The sequence below is a fragment of the Dictyobacter formicarum genome (assembly GCF_016587435.1).
In genome coordinates, this window is the sequence record NZ_BNJJ01000017.1 from 47,169 (window position 1) to 64,583 (window position 17,415).

Below are 17,415 nucleotides of genomic sequence, written 5' to 3' on the forward strand. Positions count from 1 at the left end.
ATTCTTTAATAGTCATTCTAGCGAGGGGGGACCCTGCTTGATGCGGGTGAACGCCTGCTCGCTTTCGTTGGGACCTGGTAAAATAAATTCAACCCACCATGTGGCGCCCGCAGACTCGAATGGTTCAATCTGTGCGCGTGCCCTGGCTCGGTCGTCAGCAGCACTGTTGCCGGCCGCGACCAGGTCAAAGGGGGTGTCGCTCGTGCGGTGAGCGCTCACAAAGTTATGGATGGCCTGGATATCGTGTGGTTTGATTGAGCCATCGCCCTGCGCATCGGGCACTTTGGCGGGACAGAAGCCATCCCAGCGCGCGGCGCGCAATGCGGGAGCCTTGCGTGGCCACCAGCCACCGATCCAGATGGGGATACGGGGACGTTGAACCGGCTGTGGGTTAAATGTGACATCGTTTACCGTGTAGTATGTGCCTTGATAACTGTATGGCTGCCCACTCATCAGGCCCGCCAGGATCTCCAGCCCCTCGTCCAGCATCGCGCCTCGCTGCTTTTCATCTGCTACCTCGCCAAAGTGACGATCCTGCGCATCGCCCAGGCCAAAACCAATGATCAAGCGCCCATGCGAAAGGTGATCCAGTGTAATGGCCTCGCGCGCCAGTTTCCAGGGCAGCCGGGATGGTAGAGGCGTCACGGTAATGCCCAGTTGCACATTTTGTGTGCGCAAGGCAATTGCCGCCAGCGTCAGCCAGGGATCATAGGTGACGTTGTGCTCGCCCCAGTAGACCATGTAATCCTCCAGAAACACCCCATCCCAGCCAGCCTCTTCCGCGATCCGTGCATACTCAACCAGCCGCTCCAGATCACCATCGATACCCGATAGCGGCAGCGTTACTCCATATTTCATGTTTGCATATTCTCCTTTTATTTGCTTCAACATCCGGACCTGACGGAAAAAGTATAGCCGCTCAACCATGACATCCTTTGTCATATTTCAGGCAGATATTTTAAAGAGGAGATAGAGGTGTGTGAATGTGGATCTTCGTAGGTGTGCAAGAAAAACGGACCCCCCGTAGGTTCGGAGCTTGCCTCCGATTGCCGCCCGCCGCAGCGTGGCGGCCCGGTGCCCAAAAGCGATGGTTCCTTTTGGGCACCGCGTAAGCCGAGGTGATGGACAAGAAGGGACCTCAGCGCTGGGATACAGGGCCCCACAAACGGTGGGGCAAATCGGAGGCAAGCTCCGAACCTATGTATGTTACAAATGACGTCAGGCGTCTTTGCCCACCACAACTTCGATCGCATCGCTGCGCTGACGCTGGTTGAGGAAGCGGGCGAGCAGTGGCAGGGCGCATGACACAACCAGGATGACTACGATGACATAGATAGCGGTATGGTATTCCAGGTTTGAGATCAGGATTGGACCCAGAATGCCTCCGGCGCTCCAGGCTGTGAGCATGGCTCCATAGATGGTACCAGAGTTTTTGGCGCCGAAGAAGTCGGCAGCAAAGGCTGGCATAGTTCCGAAGCCGCCACCATAGCAGAGGCCGATCAGTGCGCCCGGGATGAGTAGCAGGGCGAAACCACCGGCTCCGATTTGTGCCAGAAACAGGAAGGCGACGATCTGAACGATAAAAATGGCCAGGAACGTAAACGGACGCCCAATGGCATCGGAGAGCCACGCCCAGACCAGGCGCCCAAGTCCATTAAAGATCGAAATGGTACTGACGAAGGCACCGGCGGTGATGGCATCCACAACGGTGAACTTCTGGGCCAACGGCGAGGCAACGGCGATCAAGGCTGCGCCAGCAGTCACGTTGAGCGCCAATATCAGCCAGAGTACGTACCAGCGCGGCTCGCGTAACGCTTCGCCGAGCGTATAATTCCGATTGGCACTTATTGCCGCTTGCGTGGTTGCTGATGGGGTCCAGCCGGCTGGTATATAGCCATCGGGAGCCCGGCGGAAGAGTTGAGCGGTACCCACTACGACGATCAGGTAGATGATGCCCAGGTAGATGAACGTCGATTCGACGCCGATCGATTTAGGTCCCAGCAGTGGTGGTACCGTTTGCGCAATGAGCAGCGCACCCAGGCCAAAGCCAGCAACTGCCAGGCCGGTGATGAAGCCGCGACGATCAGGGAACCAGCGCAGCAACATGGCCAGCGGCACAATATATCCCAGTCCAATACCGATACCGCCGATAATACCAAAGGTGAGGTACAACAAATATACATTATGGGTTGGTAGGATCAGACCAGCCAGGACAATACCCAGACCGTAGAGGATGCCGCCCGCGGTGGCGATCAGCCTGGGACCATAGCGCAGTTGCAGGTAGCCACCAAAGGCGGCCGTTACACCAAGGGCCAGCAGCGTGATAGAGAACGTTAAACTGATTGGTGCGAGCTGCGCCGCAGTCACTTTGCTGGCCGGAATACCATTAAACAGGCCCGCGATCGGTTTTGAAAATACGCTCCAGGCGTAGACTGAGCCCAAAGCCAGCTGCAATACAAATGCGGCGATTGCGATCAGCCAGCGATTTGGCTGGTTTGAGGTACCGAGAGATGCGTTACTCATGATGATTCCCTCCATGGTGTCGTATTCACAGTAACAGGCAAAGTATATCACATCAATCCACACCTACAGGTTTCTTCTGTCGTTTGGCTTTAACTTAATAATGTTTTTTTAAAAGTTACCTGGGCATAAGAAGCTACATAAACTTGACAAAATATATATGCACGTTTTACTATTTGAGTTATTCCATAGAATTTTTTGCTACTGTGCTAACCAATTGTATTGCGTACGCTTATTATTTTGCCAGGAGAAGATATAGCGGTTATTTGTTTGAGTATTGCTTAAGTCAGTTAAACATCCATCGAATTTTAGCATCGTTATCAGTAGATTCCCGGTTTTGTGGCTATTCTGTAGAATAGCACGTGTGACCGCTTTCGCCATGGGGCAAGGGTGCTGGAACATACGAAAGCAGCGTTGTTACATACTTTTTTGATAGGTATCATACTCGCGACTCATGGAGTTAGTATTTGTCAGGTACCCCACGTCTCAAGACGGGGGTTTGCACTTGGGGGTGACTTCTGCCCGTCCAGTGGAAGCCCGGACCTGACCAGACTCAGCCAGGGCCTTCTTCGGAAGGCTATCGGGCTACGATAGCGGAAGTGTCAAAGAACCTACCCTGGGATGCTTGCCAGTCCCAGGCTCTAGAACTTCTCAGTTAAACAGCGGGACGGGGTTCGACGCAGTGCTGAGAGGATGTGCAGGCTGCTATCTTTGTCGAGGCACACATCACCCGCGCAAGCGGTGGGGTTTGGCCGTTCCCACCAAAAACGGTCTCCCGCAAGGGAGACACAGACAAGCAGGAAGAGAAAAGGAGGCGTGCGTCCTCCCCATGCCTCTGCGGCAGGGGTCTCTGCACGATTGAAACTGATGACTTATTTATCTTCTAAGGGTACAAGATTGTTCGCAATCTTTCAGGCCAGAAATTTATTTATCCCACTTGCGGTCATCCTCATGACCATGATGATTTTTCTGGCCGCTTGTGGTGGTGGTGGCACGAATCAGCCGCAGACGGGCCAATCCAGGGTTGGCGGCGATCTCAGCACCGGCCTCAACTCAGATGTCGTAACGCTGGACCCCCTGAAGTCCACGGCTCTGGTGGATCGGCAGGTGATGTTGAATATCTATGATACATTAGTGAGGGTCGATGCCCAGAATATGATTCAGCCAGACCTGGCCACATCCTGGACGCAGCCGAATGCTAAAGAGCTGGATTTTACCCTGCGCACCGATGTCAAGTTCCAGGATGGCACCCCTTTTAACGCTGATGCGGTTGTTTTCAATATAAATCGCATCCTCTCCACGCCGTCCTCGCCCCGCTATAGTGAGCTATCAAGCGTGCAGGCAGTCACAGCAGTGGACCCCTCACACGTCCGTTTTACCTTGAAAAAGGCCTTCTCACCCTTACTGGCAACACTGACGGATCGCTCTGGCATGATTCTCTCCCCCACCGCCGTCAAGAAACTGGGGGCGAACCTGGGCAATGCTCCCACGGGTGCGGGCAGTGGTCCTTTCATGTTTAGCGAATGGGTCAAGAGCGACCACCTGACCATCAAGCGTAACCCGCACTACTGGCAGAAGGATGCGCAGGGGACCGCGCTACCATATCTCAACTCGGTCAAATATCGTCCCATGACTAATGAGAGCGTTGAGTTTTCCAATCTCCAGACTGGCTCGATCCAGTCCGCAGATACGGTGGGAGCAACTAATGTAGCGACCGTGAAGTCCAACAGCAACCTGATCTATAAGCAGGTTCCAGGCCTGAGCTTCTATGGCATGATGCTCAATACGAAAGTTGCTCCCTTCAACGACGTCAATGTGCGACGTGCTGTTGCCTGGGGCATTAATAAGGAAGAGATTGTATCGGGTGTGCTAAAGGGTCTGGGTAGCGTGGCACAGGGTCCTATTCCTCCTAGTAGCTGGGCCTATAATAAAGATTTTGCACCCTATACCTATTCGGTGGCGAAGGCCAAGGCGGCTCTGTCCCAGAGTGGCAAGACTAGCGTTTCCTTTACGCTTTCGATCGCCAGTGGCTCGCCCGCCCTTACACAGCAGGCGCAGTTTATTCAATCAGAATTGCAGCCGGCGGGCATCACTGTCAACATCAAGCAAGAACCGTTCGCTACCCTATTGAGCGACACCTCGTCCCACAACTTTGTCGCAGCCCTGCTCGGCTGGAGCGGCCGGCCAGATCCCGATGGCAATATGTACTCATATTTCCATACCGGGGGCGGCAATAACGACATGCAGTATTCCAATCCACAGGTCGACAAACTGTTGGAGGATGCGCGCTCCACCACGGATCAGCAGAAGCGCGCCACCGATTACCAGCAGGCGGAGCAGCAGGTCATGCAAGATGTACCCTATGTGTTCATCTACCATGGCATTGCCATCCAGGCCACAACCAACAAAGTCAAGAACTTTACCATCCTGCCCACGACCATCATGAACTTTTCCAATGTGTATTTGAGCCAATAGGTGCGCCCCTTGCGGGCGCTTGCTCTGGGAAGTAAAGCATCCCCGTGCGGACGGGCGCATCCGCGCCCGAGCCTTTTTTTATGTAGTGTTGCAGAAATTGTGCAAAGCACAATTTCTGCAACACTACATAGAATAGAAGCACGCCAGAGATGCTTTTGAGTTTTTTGGGGTGAAAACGAAAGGAAACAATGCATGACGAGATACACGGTACAGCGGCTGCTCTTTTTTTTGCCTGTGGCACTGCTGGTCAGCTTCATCACATTTTTTACTATTCACCTGGTACCCGGCGATCCTGCGCGTGTGCTGCTGGGTGAGGAGGCCACCCCGCAGTCCGTGGCCGCGCTGCGCCAGCAACTGGGACTCGATCAGGCGCTGCCGGTACAGTTTGCGCTCTGGCTCTGGCTGGCGATCCACGGTAATCTGGGTCAATCCATCCAGTTCCAGCAGCCAGTCTCTGAGCTGATAGGCCAGCGCTTGCCGGTCACAGTCGAGCTCGGTTTCTGTTCCCTCATCCTCTCGCTCTTGATCGCGTTTCCGCTGGGTATTTTTGCGGCCACCCACCGCAATAGTTGGGTCGATTGGGTGGTAAATATCTTTGCCCTGCTGGGAACGGCCATCCCCAGCTTTGTTATCGGCCTCTTGCTCCTGTTCTTACTGGCGGTCTCACTGCGCGTCTTCCCACCCGGCGGCTATGTTCCGTTTAACCAGGACCCGCTGGAAAACCTGCACGACCTGATCCTGCCCATGCTCACCCTCAGTCTGGGTTCAATTGCCGTGAATATGCGACAACTGCGCGCTAGCATGATCGAAGTTCTGAACCAGGATTACATTCGGACGGCGCGCGCCAAGGGGCTGGCTGAAAGGAAGATCCTGTACCTGCACGCACTGAGAAACGCCATCCTGCCGGTCCTGACCATCGTCGGCATCCAGGTTGGCGCGATCCTGGCCGGCACCTTTGTGGTAGAGTCTATCTTTCTCTGGCCGGGTGTGGGTCAGCTGGCTGTCTCCAGCATCCTGGCCAAAGATTATTCGGTTGTGCAAGGCATCGTACTGCTCACCGCCATCTCATACATGCTGGCAAACCTGCTGGTAGACCTGAGCTATGGTCTCTTGAATCCGCAGATCCGCTTTCACCACAACTAATCGCATATCTAACTGTATATCTACCTGGCTTGTAGACTGGTTTCCATATTGGAGGTAGGCATGGCTGTATCGACTAATGTATATGATGAAGAAAATAATGAGAACCGGGCACGTTTCACGCCGCCCACGCCCACGTTGCTTGAACGCTGGCGAGCAGGATGGACCACTATTGTACAAAGCTTTCGCCGCGATCCACGCTGGTGGTTCGCCATCGTCCTTCTGCTCTTTATCCTGGCCGCGCTCTTCGCCCCCTGGATCAGCCCCTATTCGCCGACCCTCTACCATCCCGCCATTACGGCACAGGGCCCCAGCGCCGCCCACTGGTTGGGCACCGACGCCCTAGGACGCGATCAGCTGAGCCGCGTCATTTATGGCACGCGTATCTCGCTCTCGGTCGGGGTCGTCACCATCTTCATTGGCGGTCTCCTCGGTACCATACTGGGACTGATTGCCGCCTACAGCAAAGGCTGGGTCGACCAACTGATCGCCATCGTCATCGACGCCCTGCTCTCATTCCCATCCTTAATTCTGGCCCTGGCCCTGGTTACGGCACTAGGACCCAGCATCATCAACCTGGCCATCGCTCTGGCGGTGGTGCGCATCCCGATCTATGCGCGTATCTCACGTGGGCAGACCCTGCAGATCACCACTCAGGACTACGTGGAGGCCGCGCGGGTCACAGGTACGCCAACCTGGAAGATTCTGCTGCGACACGTTTTTCCCAATATCTTCAGCCCCCTGCTGGTCCAGGCCACGATCTCTATTTCCCTGACCATCCTGGACGAAACCGTCCTCAGCTTTCTCGGCCTGGGCGTCCAGCCACCGACGCCCGAATGGGGCACCATGATCAACGACGCCCAACAATATCTGCCCACCGACCCCTGGATGATGGTCGGACCGGCCGTCACCATCATTATTCTCCTCATCAGCATGAACCTGCTCGGTGATGCCGTCCGCGATCGTCTGGATCCCCGTTCCCAGGATACCATCAGCCTGAGCACCCCCAACCAATCCTGAAGCCGTCCCAACGCCTCACAGCCTTACCTGATGAGGGATGTGAGCAGGTAAGGCTATGATATGGCAAGGACGATGTCGTGAGGAGACGTCTTTCGACAATAAAACAGTTTTCAGGCATATAAAGTGAAATATGCTTTTTATTGTATAGGATGACTGAAGATTTATAACAATGGTATAAATGATTGAGCTTGTTACTATTACCAGAGTTGCCGCGTGCTTGCTATAAATGGACTTTTTATGAAGGGAGAACCACATGGGCGAGCGGCAAAGGTGCGACGGTTATGAGAAGCGCATGCTTGTACGTGAACAAATTCTCCAGGCGATCGTGCAGATGAGCATGCAGGATGGGTCTCTGAGCGCATCTTTATATGTGATTCTTGATGCGCTTGAAGAGCAAGGCAGCTGTGACCCGGAAGCAATTGAGCAGTCACTCGAGGAACTTACCAGGTTTGAGAATGTGCTCCATGGTTTGCAAAAAGACCTGCGTACTTTGCGCAAACTCAATCAATAAGCCGACAATCTCCGGCGCTTTGCCTGGAAATGAAGGCGCTCAGGGGAATAGCGCCTTGAAAGATAATCTGGGCCTGGCAGCACCGGAGTTCATCCCGAGTGGGAGAGGGCACTGGTCACGCTAGGCCCTGCACACAATTTCATTGGCCATGACCTGAAAGTGGGCACCCGAGTAATCTTCAAGCACATAAACCAGGCCGCGACCACGCATTAAATACTTCCAGGTGATCGTTCCTTTGGCCTGACCATCATAGAACCTTACCTGCTCATTGATCTGGTAGTCGCCTTCGGTGATCAACTCTCCATATTCCTGGCTATACTGGCGATACATTTGTAGACGAAATTGAGGGGTGTCTTTGTACATAACGAGCTCCTTGCCTGAAGCAATGGCATTGTGTATAGGGGATGACTACTATATATCTCAGTATGCCAGAGCTCGCTTTATATTGACAAGCTTCATAGTACCTCTGGTTGATCTTACAGAGTTCCTAAAATCGATGGTATCTACAAGCTGGAAAAGGATCGTCTTTTACTCTAAAGACGATCCTTTTCCGCTTCATCTGATGAAAGAAAAGCTCTATTGGATGTTGTAGCCGGGGTTAAGGGTTGTGCCCGTCAGGTTGATAGTGATATGGCTCGGGCTACCATACGTCTGTTCAAAGATGGTCTTCCACGGCTCCCAGATCAGTCCCGTCTCGTCCTCACATTTAATGTGGATGTTGGTGGCCCTGGCGGGAATAGCTACCGAGTAGCTCTGCCCGGCGTTGAAATTGCCACTGGATTGTGTCTGGTGTTGCCCATTGGCATCGTACTCGACGCTGCTGCGAGCCACATACCCTCCGTGATTGTTGATCGTTACCAGTCCGCCAGGTGCCGAGGTTGGTGGAACGGTGACGCCATCCTCGCCATACGTTGGATCAAGCGTCGTGCCTGTCAGTGTGAATGTTTTATGTGATGCCAGTTTGGCCGGCCCGGGATAGGTTCGATCTAAGATTGTGCGCCAGGGCTCCCAGGCCAGCCCCGTATTTTCCTGCGCTGTGACATGAATATTGGTGGCACCAGGAGGGACCAGGACGACGAATCTCTGGTTGACATTCAGATTATCGCTCGACTGACTCTCGTGCTGCCCGTTGTTATCGTATTCAACGGTGCTGCGAGCCACATAGCCTCCCTGGTTGATGACCTGCACCTCCAGCCCACTAATCGCCAGGCTGATGGGGATGAAGAGATTGCCACCGGTGACGATAAAATTGGAGGCATAGTAGCCGTGCCCGTTGACCTCGATATAGAGGGCCCAGCCCTGAGATTCCAGCATATGATAGGAATTGGCAACCACTGCCGCCACTACTGCATCCTTGCCAACCGAGACAATCTTACCAGCGGCGCTGCCGTATTGCTGCGCCAGCCTGATGATCGGGCCGATGCGCTCGGAGAACTCACTGGCCAGCATGCCAAATTTGGAAGCCACCTGCGAGAAGGCTGACTCACTGGCTGCGGTCTCTATGCTGGAGGTCACTGCCGTCTCGGTGACCGCCTCCGCCGTCGTCTCGGTGGCCACCTCTCCCACCGTCTCGGCTGAGAGTTCCGCCGCTGTCTCCGCTGTCAATACCGCCGCTCCTTCCGCTGCCGGTGCCGCTGCCCCTGCCGTTGCAATTGTTATCGCTACGGTGACGATGCAAAGCAACCCATCGGCGATCAGCGTCGCCCAGGTGGTGAAGTGAACAACCCAGTCGGATGGTGGATAGGTTCCGCTCTGGTTTGGTTGTAGCGTCATGTCCCAGCACTTCGGCTTCCCATCCCGCCAGGGCGTCCCTCCGCAGCCCAGGTGATGCACGGCTACATAGACCGGTTGATCCAGATCATTGATAAAGGTAAAAGACGTCTGCTTCGACAGCCCACTGCTCTCCTCTTCTGAAAAGCTCGGGTTGAGGGTCGTGCCGGTCAGCGTAAAAGAGCGGGTCACAGTGCTGGCATAGCGTTGATCGAGAATAGTTTTCCAGAGTTCCCCGACCAATCCCGTTTCTTCCTCACATTTGACATGCACATTGGCGGCCCCAATTGGTAGCGGCACCGAAATAGTTCCCGGTGAGGTGAAATTGCCACTGGATTGTGTCTGGTGCTGTCCATTTAGATCATACTCGATGGTACAGCGGGCGATATAGCCTCCCTGGTTATGCACGGTGATGACACCTGGTGCTGCCTGACTCACGATATGGCCATCGCTGGCGAGAGTCCAGAGCTGGTTCAATGAAGCCGGCTGATTTTTGCTCCAGATCTGAACAGGTTGGCCGGCAACTAACCGTCCATCCTTTACATCCAGGACGAGGTTAGGATTGCTCTTATTCGCAATATAGCCGTCGCTGGTGAGAGTCCAGAGCTGATTGGGCGAAGCCGGCTGATTTTTGCTCCAGACGATGATCGGTGTGCCTGGCGTCAATGCCCCGCCCTTGATATCCAGGACGAGATTCGGATTGCTCTTATTCGCAATGTAGCCATCGCTGGTAAGAGTCCAGAGCTGATTGGGCGAAGTTGGGAAGTTTGTTGACCAAATCTCGACAGGCGTTCCCGGTGTAAGTGTTCCGCCTGTGATGTCCAGGACCAGGTTGGTGCTACCTGGGGCCGTACTGAGACTGCTGTTTGCTGCTGATTGTGTCATTTGCCTTCCTTCCTTGTGACTAATAGTATCCTCGTCTTTCCAAATATGAACTGCCCTGTTGAATGAGCCACAACTATAAAACGCAGCCTATGCTCTATTTCTGGCTATATACTTATAAAATATCACAAGCTGATCTGAAGTTATGGATTGCTTATCTTATGTGAAAATGGTCTCTTGTTTAGCCACCACTCGGCCTTGCAGGATCATCAAGGTAGTGCTAGCTGTTCCTGAACATATCAACAACGTAGTTTCCTTTAAGATCAATGTATATGCCGACGATGAAGTCATTCGCTTTGCGGCCGAGCAGATCGCGGCGGTGCAGCGCCCAATTGCCCTGTCGGTCTATGTATGGGATTGGCCTGAAGACATCAAAGCGAAACTGGCCACCTGGGAGGCCCTGGGCGTGGAGCGCACCTTCCTGACCATCTGGGACTCTTTTGCATCTCTGGCTGATATGGCTGGCCTGTTAAGTTGAAGTGGATTTATGCGGCTGCGGGAAGGACATGATGGACACGGTTCCAATTTGAATGAGTATCTATGATGCCTATACAAGCTTGTTATCGACTTGTATAGGCATCATAGTATTACCTGGATTCCCAGTTGATGGTATCACTAGGACTGTGGAAACGGCACATTTCCTTTGGTCGCTCTCCAAAGCACACGGTTCAGCGTTTCTTCTGATGCAAGGTCTGCATCGGAGAAATTCATATGTGCCGAAACTGAGGCCATCGGCGCATCTTTTCCGTTCATCTTATCGATTGGATACTCCGGTAGCTGGGCGTCGTACGGAGTAAAATTCGGATGATCTGTAAAGGAATTCACCATTGGCATCGCTGAAGAGTCAAACTGAGTTAGCGGTTTTATTCCTAAAATCAATTCCATCGTCCTGAGCATGGAGGCCGTATCATAGAAAGTGCTATCGACTTTCCCTATCTGGGTGTATGGACTGATGACAAGCGCTTCGGAACGATGGGCATCCACGTGGTCGGGACCGGCCTGTGAATCGTCTTCCAGCACAAAAATCGCGGTATCCTTCCAATAGGAGGAATGGCTAACGGTATTTACGAGCTTTCCGAGAGCGTAATCGTTCTGCGCGAGCATAGCATCAGGTGTCCAATGCCCAGGAGCGGTACCATTCGTATGGTCATTCGGCAAACGAACTAGTTCGAACTGTGGGAGATTGCCGTTTTTTTCGTATTGTTGGAATTCCTGATTCCATGCATCATACCGCGTGACATCAGAGATATCTAAATTCCAACCCGGATAATTATGATCCACGTTGTCGTATCCGATGGTCGTTGGGGATTTAGGATACCACCCTTTATTCGCGTCATAGTTGACGAATTCGCCATAGTCACGGAACGAAACATTTGTGCGACGTGCAGCATCCCAGATAAAGCCAGCCTGAGAATATGACGCCGGATTGCTCCCCTCAAAGTCATCGCCCCCTCTACGTCCAGAGTAATCTCCTTGCGTAGCCTTCTCAGTGAAGTCGTTCGACTTGGCCGCAGTTGACCAGTTATGTCCTTGAGTACTGACCTCAGCATCTGTATAAAAGTTATCAAGGGTGACAAACTGGCTCGCAAGCTTATGAATGTTCGGTATGGTTTTTGGCCCGAACATCGTTAAATTCGGGTCCCCATTCCCTTTTCCAAGATCTCCAAGCACCTGGTCGTAGGTACGATTCTCCTTAACAACGTAAATAACATGCTTAATCGGAGACTTTTGGCCAACGACGGCAGGAATTGGGAAAGTTGATTTGCCTTCAGACTGTGCACCTGCTTTAGCAATCGTGTTGTTATGCTTTACCTGTTCAGTATATTTCTCCAATTGGTCATTATCTGGCACAGGAATAAAAGACATAGTGCCTTTCATCATCGTACCAACGTATTGAGACTCCCATTGATCCTGTGTTTGCGGGTTATATCGCAAGGTATTATCAGTGTATGGATTCGGTCCATTCGGATTAGGGCCGGCCCCAAGTCCTTTAGAGTTTAAAACAAAGAGCTGTTTACCGTCTGGAGAAGGTACGACCGCTGTTGGGTACCATGCTGTGGGAATGAGCCCTCTTACTTTCGCTTCAACTTTATCTTTCGTGTTCCCAAGATCGATTACGGCAATGTCATCATTTCCAGCATTCGCCACATAAAGCGTTTTCCCGTCCGGGCTAAAGCTCAATGCGTCTGGTTGACTTCCCGTAAGTGCTCCTTGATACGGCGCGAGAGAGATTGTCTGAATCACGTCTCTCTGTTGCGGGTCAATAACGGAGACCTGGTCGCTGTCCGAATTTGATACGTATATTTGTCCAGTTGTCGGGTTTTCCGCCAACGCATTGGGATGCAATCCAACTGGAATCGTCTTTTCAACAGTCATGTTATTCGGATCCAAAACCGTCACATCGCTTTCACCCCAATTACTTACGTATAATTGGCTACCATCGCGATTAAGCAGTACTGTATAGGGATCCGGACCTACCTTGGTGGTTGTCAGTTGTTTGGTTGCAAGATCGATGCGGGATACAGATGCATTCCGATTGTCAGCCACGTAAAGGAATTTCCCATCCTGGGATGGCGCAATTCCTGATGGATAAAAGTCGGTTTTCGTTGAACCGTTCATAGAAATAGGGGACTGTTCCGTCAACGTTCCGTTTGCGAAATTGTACACCCGAATTTCTTGATTCCCGCCGCTAGCGGCGTAAAGAGTCTTTCCATCAGGGCTAAAAGCGAGGCCGAGAAACAGGGATTGCGGACTCTTGTAAGGGATAGTCTGAATCACTTTTTGGTTTGCGAGATCTACCACCTGTAAAGATTGAGTTGCCTGTCCGTCATTCGTTACAACCATGTCCCGATGATCTGGACTAACGACAGCATTCATCGGGAAACTTCCCAGGGTTAATTGTTTCCCGGCAGGTGTCAGGTACCATCCATGCGGAGTCACCCCCGTACCATCTCCCTGCGGACCAGCGGCGAGCCTGGTCTGGGCTAATACTGTACCTGATCCAACGAGCAGTATAGCGAGTATAAGCCCGGATATCAGTTTTTTTCTCTTTAGAAGATTATGCATAAAAATTCCTTCTCTAATCCTAATGGGAATCCAAAATGCTTACATGTTCGATGGTATCCAGCTTCTAATAACAGGTTATTGATAAACGATTAAGTAATTGTTGTAAAAAGGTTAAATAAATATATATGCCATGAATCTGGAACTGCCCACCGTAGCGTACCTTCCTGGCCATCTGGAACTCCTTCACCTCGCTAGTTGATATGGGTGAGCCTGTTTTAATGAGTAGTGCAGAAAAAATGTGCACAGTACATTTTTTTCTGCACTACTCATTAAAACAGGTTTTGAGCACCGAAGGTGCGTAGTGTGAGGGGCCGAAGGCACGAAACATATGTCTTTCAGACACACTCTAAGTTGAAGCAGCGTCATAGGTGAGAGCTTGTAAAAGTATATTATGAGCTTATAAGCGTATACAAAGTAGTGTCTTTACTAAAGAAGTTTCTCTGCTTAATTGTCTGGGAATTGACAAAACCTTGTCTGACATGATATATCTTCTTGTGGAATAAGTAAGCAACTGCTCAGGCGCTTCCGAAATCTCGGCCAACCGAGTACCGGGAAGTATGTACGACGTAAAAAGACAACATCTTATGTCATACATACTTCCCGGTTTTCTTCTTCCTGCCCCTTCTGCGCTCCTGTCACACCGTGCGGCGGATTCTTACCCCAGTCCATTTTTCTCATTGACTTTTGTTAAATTTATCCATTTGTACAACAAACAGTCTTCTTAGTATAATCTGTATGTATAACGAAGGAGATTACAAGAATCACATTTGTGGTTTTCAAGCAAAGAGAGATATAGTGAGTATCGCATGTGGATGGATAACAGAGGATAGAAATATGTTCCATAGATGGCATATATTTTGGGAGTTTATAATTGCGATAATTTCATATTTTTCGGTCAAGCGCTTGATTGCTTTTTCGTCGGTTTATGATGTTCGGTCAAGCGTTTGATTGTAGGAGATTGATATAATGTATCAGGATGATAACATCTACATTCCCCATATGAACGTAGAAAATTTGCAGGTAACAACTGGGGTTAGTGCAGGCAGTGATGATCGCCGTCAGGATATTGTACTGGCTGCTTTTCAGTTGATTGCCAGCAAAGGAGTAGAGGGTTTGCGTACCCGCGATGTAGCGGCCCGGGCCGGGATGAATATTGGGACCCTATACTATTATTTCTCGACGAAAGAAAGACTCATCCAGGGCGTTGTCGATTATATTGTCCAGCACATTGTTGTTGTCCAGGAGCCGGTAAGCACCGTATCTGTCAATACATCCGTAGATGTATTGCATCAGCACCTGGCTAATTTGACGCACAAGCTCATTATGACCCCTGAAATCTTTCGTGTGATGGGTGAACTTCTCCTAAGATGTGAACGTGACCAGGCCATCTATCCAATCTTGAAGAAAACCGACGATGATTGGAAACAATATCTGATAGATTTGCTGGTGGAAGGTATCCGTCAGGGGTATTTTCGAGCCGACCTCAATCCGGCCCTGACTGCCCATACCATCATGTCCTTCTTCAAGGGCGCCACCCTGCAATTAGGGATGCCGCATGAAGAGCTAGAACAGACCGTGGCTCAATTTGAGCGCTTATTGCTCGCTTGATCGACGCCTGCCTATGAATCATTCGCGAGTGCTCAAGCGCGATTCCCTCGGGAAGATTTGTGTTTGAGAAGTGCATATGGCGAGATGCAGCCGCACCTACGTGTTGTCCGTTCGTCGGCCCTGCACCTTGCCATACGTGCATGGTCCAAAAATTCCCCTTCTATCGAGAATGGGTGATGAGCGACTGCCGAAGATTTGCACTATGGGCCATATCTGTGGAAGGGAACAATATTGGAATTTTAGGAAAATGCGCCGCGAAGGTTGTTTAGGTGAGTATTCCTGTTCTATAATAAGATATGTAATCTTTTTAGTATAGAATAACGTCATGTGCATTTTATTATCAGGACTGTGTCCAGCCAGTGAGCGCAGCAGGCGTGGGGTGCCAGAGAAAACACGCGCACATGTCAGAGTAATCAGGGAGAGAGGCATACCAGGCATGAAGTTCCAGCCATGATGCAAACCTGGCGTGATCTGCTGGCCCAGATTAGCCAGAATGAAGAAGTAAGGCTAGATCTGAATTGCCTGGTAGAGGCTCGAAGATAAATTGCTAGGGCGCTTCTTGCCAGATGGGCAGTAGACGGTTGCCCGGCTACATCAAAAGAGCCAGCCAGGTGATCCTGGCTGGCTCTTACTACCCTCAAGAGGGTATCCGTTCAAATTGATTAGAAGGCGCCGATACCATCGGGGCTACCAAGGCCGGTCGGACCATCATAGCCTGCACCCGCGGTACACAGATAGCTACCACCGCAGGAACCATTGCTGCCGCTGGTCACGTCGAACAGGCTGCCTGTGTTGCTGTAAAGCGACTGGGCGGCGTTGACGCTGCTGGCATTGCCGGCCAGGGCATAGACGCTGGCAATGATCGGAGATGCCACGCTAGTACCACCAAAGACCAGCCAGCCAGAAGAACCATAGGTATCGTAGACCGAGACGCCGGTGTTAGGATCAGCCACCGCCGAGACGTCGGCAACTGTACGGCGACTGCAACCGGTATCCGTCTGCCAGGATGGTTTAGGCTGATACGCGCTACAACCGCTGCCCGCGCCATTCCAGGCGGTCTCGCTCCAACCACGAGCATTGCTGCTCTTCGACAGCGAGGTACCACCCACCGACACCACAGTATTGTAGGCTGCAGGTGCCTCTACACCATAGCCGCTATCGCCGGCACTGGCCGTAATGACATGGCCGGGATGATTATAGTAGGAGGCATATCTGGCATCGCTGCTAGACTCGTTGCCGCCATAACTATTACTTACCGTATTGGCTCCCAGCTTGACGGCTGTATTGACCGCAGTGCCCAGGCTGGCGATAGAGGTTTTTGACGCCTCAACCAATAAAATGTGGCAGTTGGGGCAGATCGCGCTCACCATATCCAGGTCCAGCGAAATCTCTTGTGCCCAACCAACGTTGGGGGCCGGATATTTGGCGCCGCCATTCTGATTGACTTTGCGGAAACAGCCATTGGCCGTCGTACAGGCAGGCAGGCCAAACTGGGAACGATAGACTGCCAAATCCTTTTCCGCATTGGGATCATCGTAGGCATCCACAATCGCTACCGTCTGTCCACTGCCCGCGCTGGCGGACGGCAATTTATAGGCGGATTGCAAATTGACGGGATTGAGACCGGAAGGGGCACTATTCGGCATGGCATTCCCGTTTTTGCTGTCAATCTGGATGGCAGTACAATGGGCGTTACCAACCAGGGCAACACCACAAACATGGTGGGAAATTAACGCGTGCAGCAATCTGGTCGGTTGCGATTGCGGTTGCGCGAATACACGAGCACCGGTGGTGATGCCCGCCACAATGAGTATGACAGCAGTTATTAAGTAGAAGGGGAGCTGAAGTTTGCGCAAAACGGCTTCCTTTCCGTTGATACAATATGTCACACGTAGCCCATCATAGCTCATTCATTTGATCGTACAACAGGTAGACCATATATAGCCGACAGGCCGAGAGACACGCAATGGGCCTGATATTGTATCAATATTAAGTAGTAAATAGAAAGAGGAGCATCGCTACGCCATAATTTTGTATGTGTAACAAAGAGTGTCAAATACAAATAGTATGAAAGCTACTATAGTATCGTTTGGCTCCTCAACACTCTTGCCATGAAGTATTGGCTATAAAGTGGCAAAAGTCAATATGTGTGATAAATTTTTTTATGAAAAAGAGATACATTTTTCATCTATAATTTACAAAAATTTTGTAGATATTTGTGGCTCTGAGCTAGTTAGAATAGAGTATCAAGCACAATATAAAAAAATCGTCCCAGCTGAATTTTTAGTATATCCAACCAGGACGAATAGGCTAGCAAGAGTAGCTATTGCATGCTAACGTTCTTGTATCAAGAGGCAAGACTATGCTTTCTATCCATAGATTTTTTGCTGCAAAAGAAGGTACAATAGCTGAGAATGCTTCTT

General features: G+C 51.4%; 12 protein-coding genes. 6 read left to right on the forward strand and 6 right to left on the reverse strand.

Annotated features, from left to right (window positions below):
• Window positions 1-12: 12 nt before the first annotated feature.
• Together JMI88_RS26490 and JMI88_RS26495 are read right to left on the reverse strand one after the other, a co-directional pair.
• Complete coding sequence (locus JMI88_RS26490) at window positions 13-858, reverse strand: LLM class flavin-dependent oxidoreductase (protein WP_201364969.1); 846 nt, start codon at window positions 856-858, stop codon at window positions 13-15.
• 360 nt (window positions 859-1,218) lie between these two features.
• Window positions 1,219-2,523: an L-lactate MFS transporter gene (locus tag JMI88_RS26495; protein WP_201364970.1), complete on the reverse strand. Its 1,305-nt coding sequence runs from the start codon at window positions 2,521-2,523 to the stop codon at window positions 1,219-1,221.
• A gap of 894 nt (window positions 2,524-3,417) precedes the next feature.
• On the opposite strand from JMI88_RS26495, the gene JMI88_RS26500 reads away from it, so the two are divergent.
• The 4 genes from JMI88_RS26500 (at window position 3,418) to JMI88_RS26515 (ending at window position 7,666) form a co-directional block, all read left to right on the forward strand.
• The gene (locus JMI88_RS26500) at window positions 3,418-4,995 is read left to right on the forward strand and encodes an ABC transporter substrate-binding protein (protein WP_236023077.1); all 1,578 of its coding nucleotides are present in this window, start codon (window positions 3,418-3,420) and stop codon (window positions 4,993-4,995) included.
• Window positions 4,996-5,187: 192 nt separating this feature from the next.
• Window positions 5,188-6,138, forward strand: a complete 951-nt coding sequence (locus JMI88_RS26505) for an ABC transporter permease (RefSeq protein WP_201364971.1) — start codon at window positions 5,188-5,190, stop codon at window positions 6,136-6,138.
• Between the two features lie 60 nt (window positions 6,139-6,198).
• Window positions 6,199-7,155 carry an ABC transporter permease gene (locus tag JMI88_RS26510; protein WP_201364972.1) on the forward strand — a complete coding sequence of 319 codons (957 nt, stop codon included), beginning with the start codon at window positions 6,199-6,201 and terminating at the stop codon, window positions 7,153-7,155.
• Between the two features lie 253 nt (window positions 7,156-7,408).
• Window positions 7,409-7,666 carry a hypothetical protein gene (locus tag JMI88_RS26515; protein WP_201364973.1) on the forward strand — a complete coding sequence of 86 codons (258 nt, stop codon included), beginning with the start codon at window positions 7,409-7,411 and terminating at the stop codon, window positions 7,664-7,666.
• Window positions 7,667-7,786: 120 nt separating this feature from the next.
• On the opposite strand, the gene JMI88_RS26520 is transcribed toward JMI88_RS26515, so the two are convergent.
• Window positions 7,787-8,029 (reverse strand): hypothetical protein, encoded by a 243-nt coding sequence (locus JMI88_RS26520; RefSeq protein WP_201364974.1) that lies wholly within the window; start codon window positions 8,027-8,029, stop codon window positions 7,787-7,789.
• Between the two features lie 213 nt (window positions 8,030-8,242).
• The gene (locus JMI88_RS26525) at window positions 8,243-10,321 is read right to left on the reverse strand and encodes a thiol-activated cytolysin C-terminal domain-containing protein (protein ID WP_201364975.1); all 2,079 of its coding nucleotides are present in this window, start codon (window positions 10,319-10,321) and stop codon (window positions 8,243-8,245) included.
• A gap of 214 nt (window positions 10,322-10,535) precedes the next feature.
• Between JMI88_RS26525 and JMI88_RS26530 the strand changes: the two genes are divergently transcribed.
• Window positions 10,536-10,796, forward strand: coding sequence for a hypothetical protein (locus tag JMI88_RS26530; protein ID WP_201364976.1), 261 nt, complete (start codon window positions 10,536-10,538; stop codon window positions 10,794-10,796).
• A gap of 137 nt (window positions 10,797-10,933) precedes the next feature.
• Here JMI88_RS26530 and JMI88_RS26535 read toward each other — a convergent pair whose 3' ends face one another.
• Window positions 10,934-13,384 (reverse strand): bifunctional YncE family protein/alkaline phosphatase family protein, encoded by a 2,451-nt coding sequence (locus JMI88_RS26535; protein ID WP_201364977.1) that lies wholly within the window; start codon window positions 13,382-13,384, stop codon window positions 10,934-10,936.
• 966 nt (window positions 13,385-14,350) lie between these two features.
• Here JMI88_RS26535 and JMI88_RS26540 point away from each other — a divergent pair.
• On the forward strand, window positions 14,351-14,992 hold the full coding sequence (locus tag JMI88_RS26540) for a TetR/AcrR family transcriptional regulator (protein WP_201364978.1): 642 nt from the start codon (window positions 14,351-14,353) through the stop codon (window positions 14,990-14,992).
• A 662-nt stretch (window positions 14,993-15,654) separates the two neighbouring features.
• On the opposite strand, the gene JMI88_RS26545 is transcribed toward JMI88_RS26540, so the two are convergent.
• On the reverse strand, window positions 15,655-16,848 hold the full coding sequence (locus JMI88_RS26545; protein WP_201364979.1) for a S53 family peptidase: 1,194 nt from the start codon (window positions 16,846-16,848) through the stop codon (window positions 15,655-15,657).
• Between the last annotated feature and the right edge of the window lie 567 nt (window positions 16,849-17,415).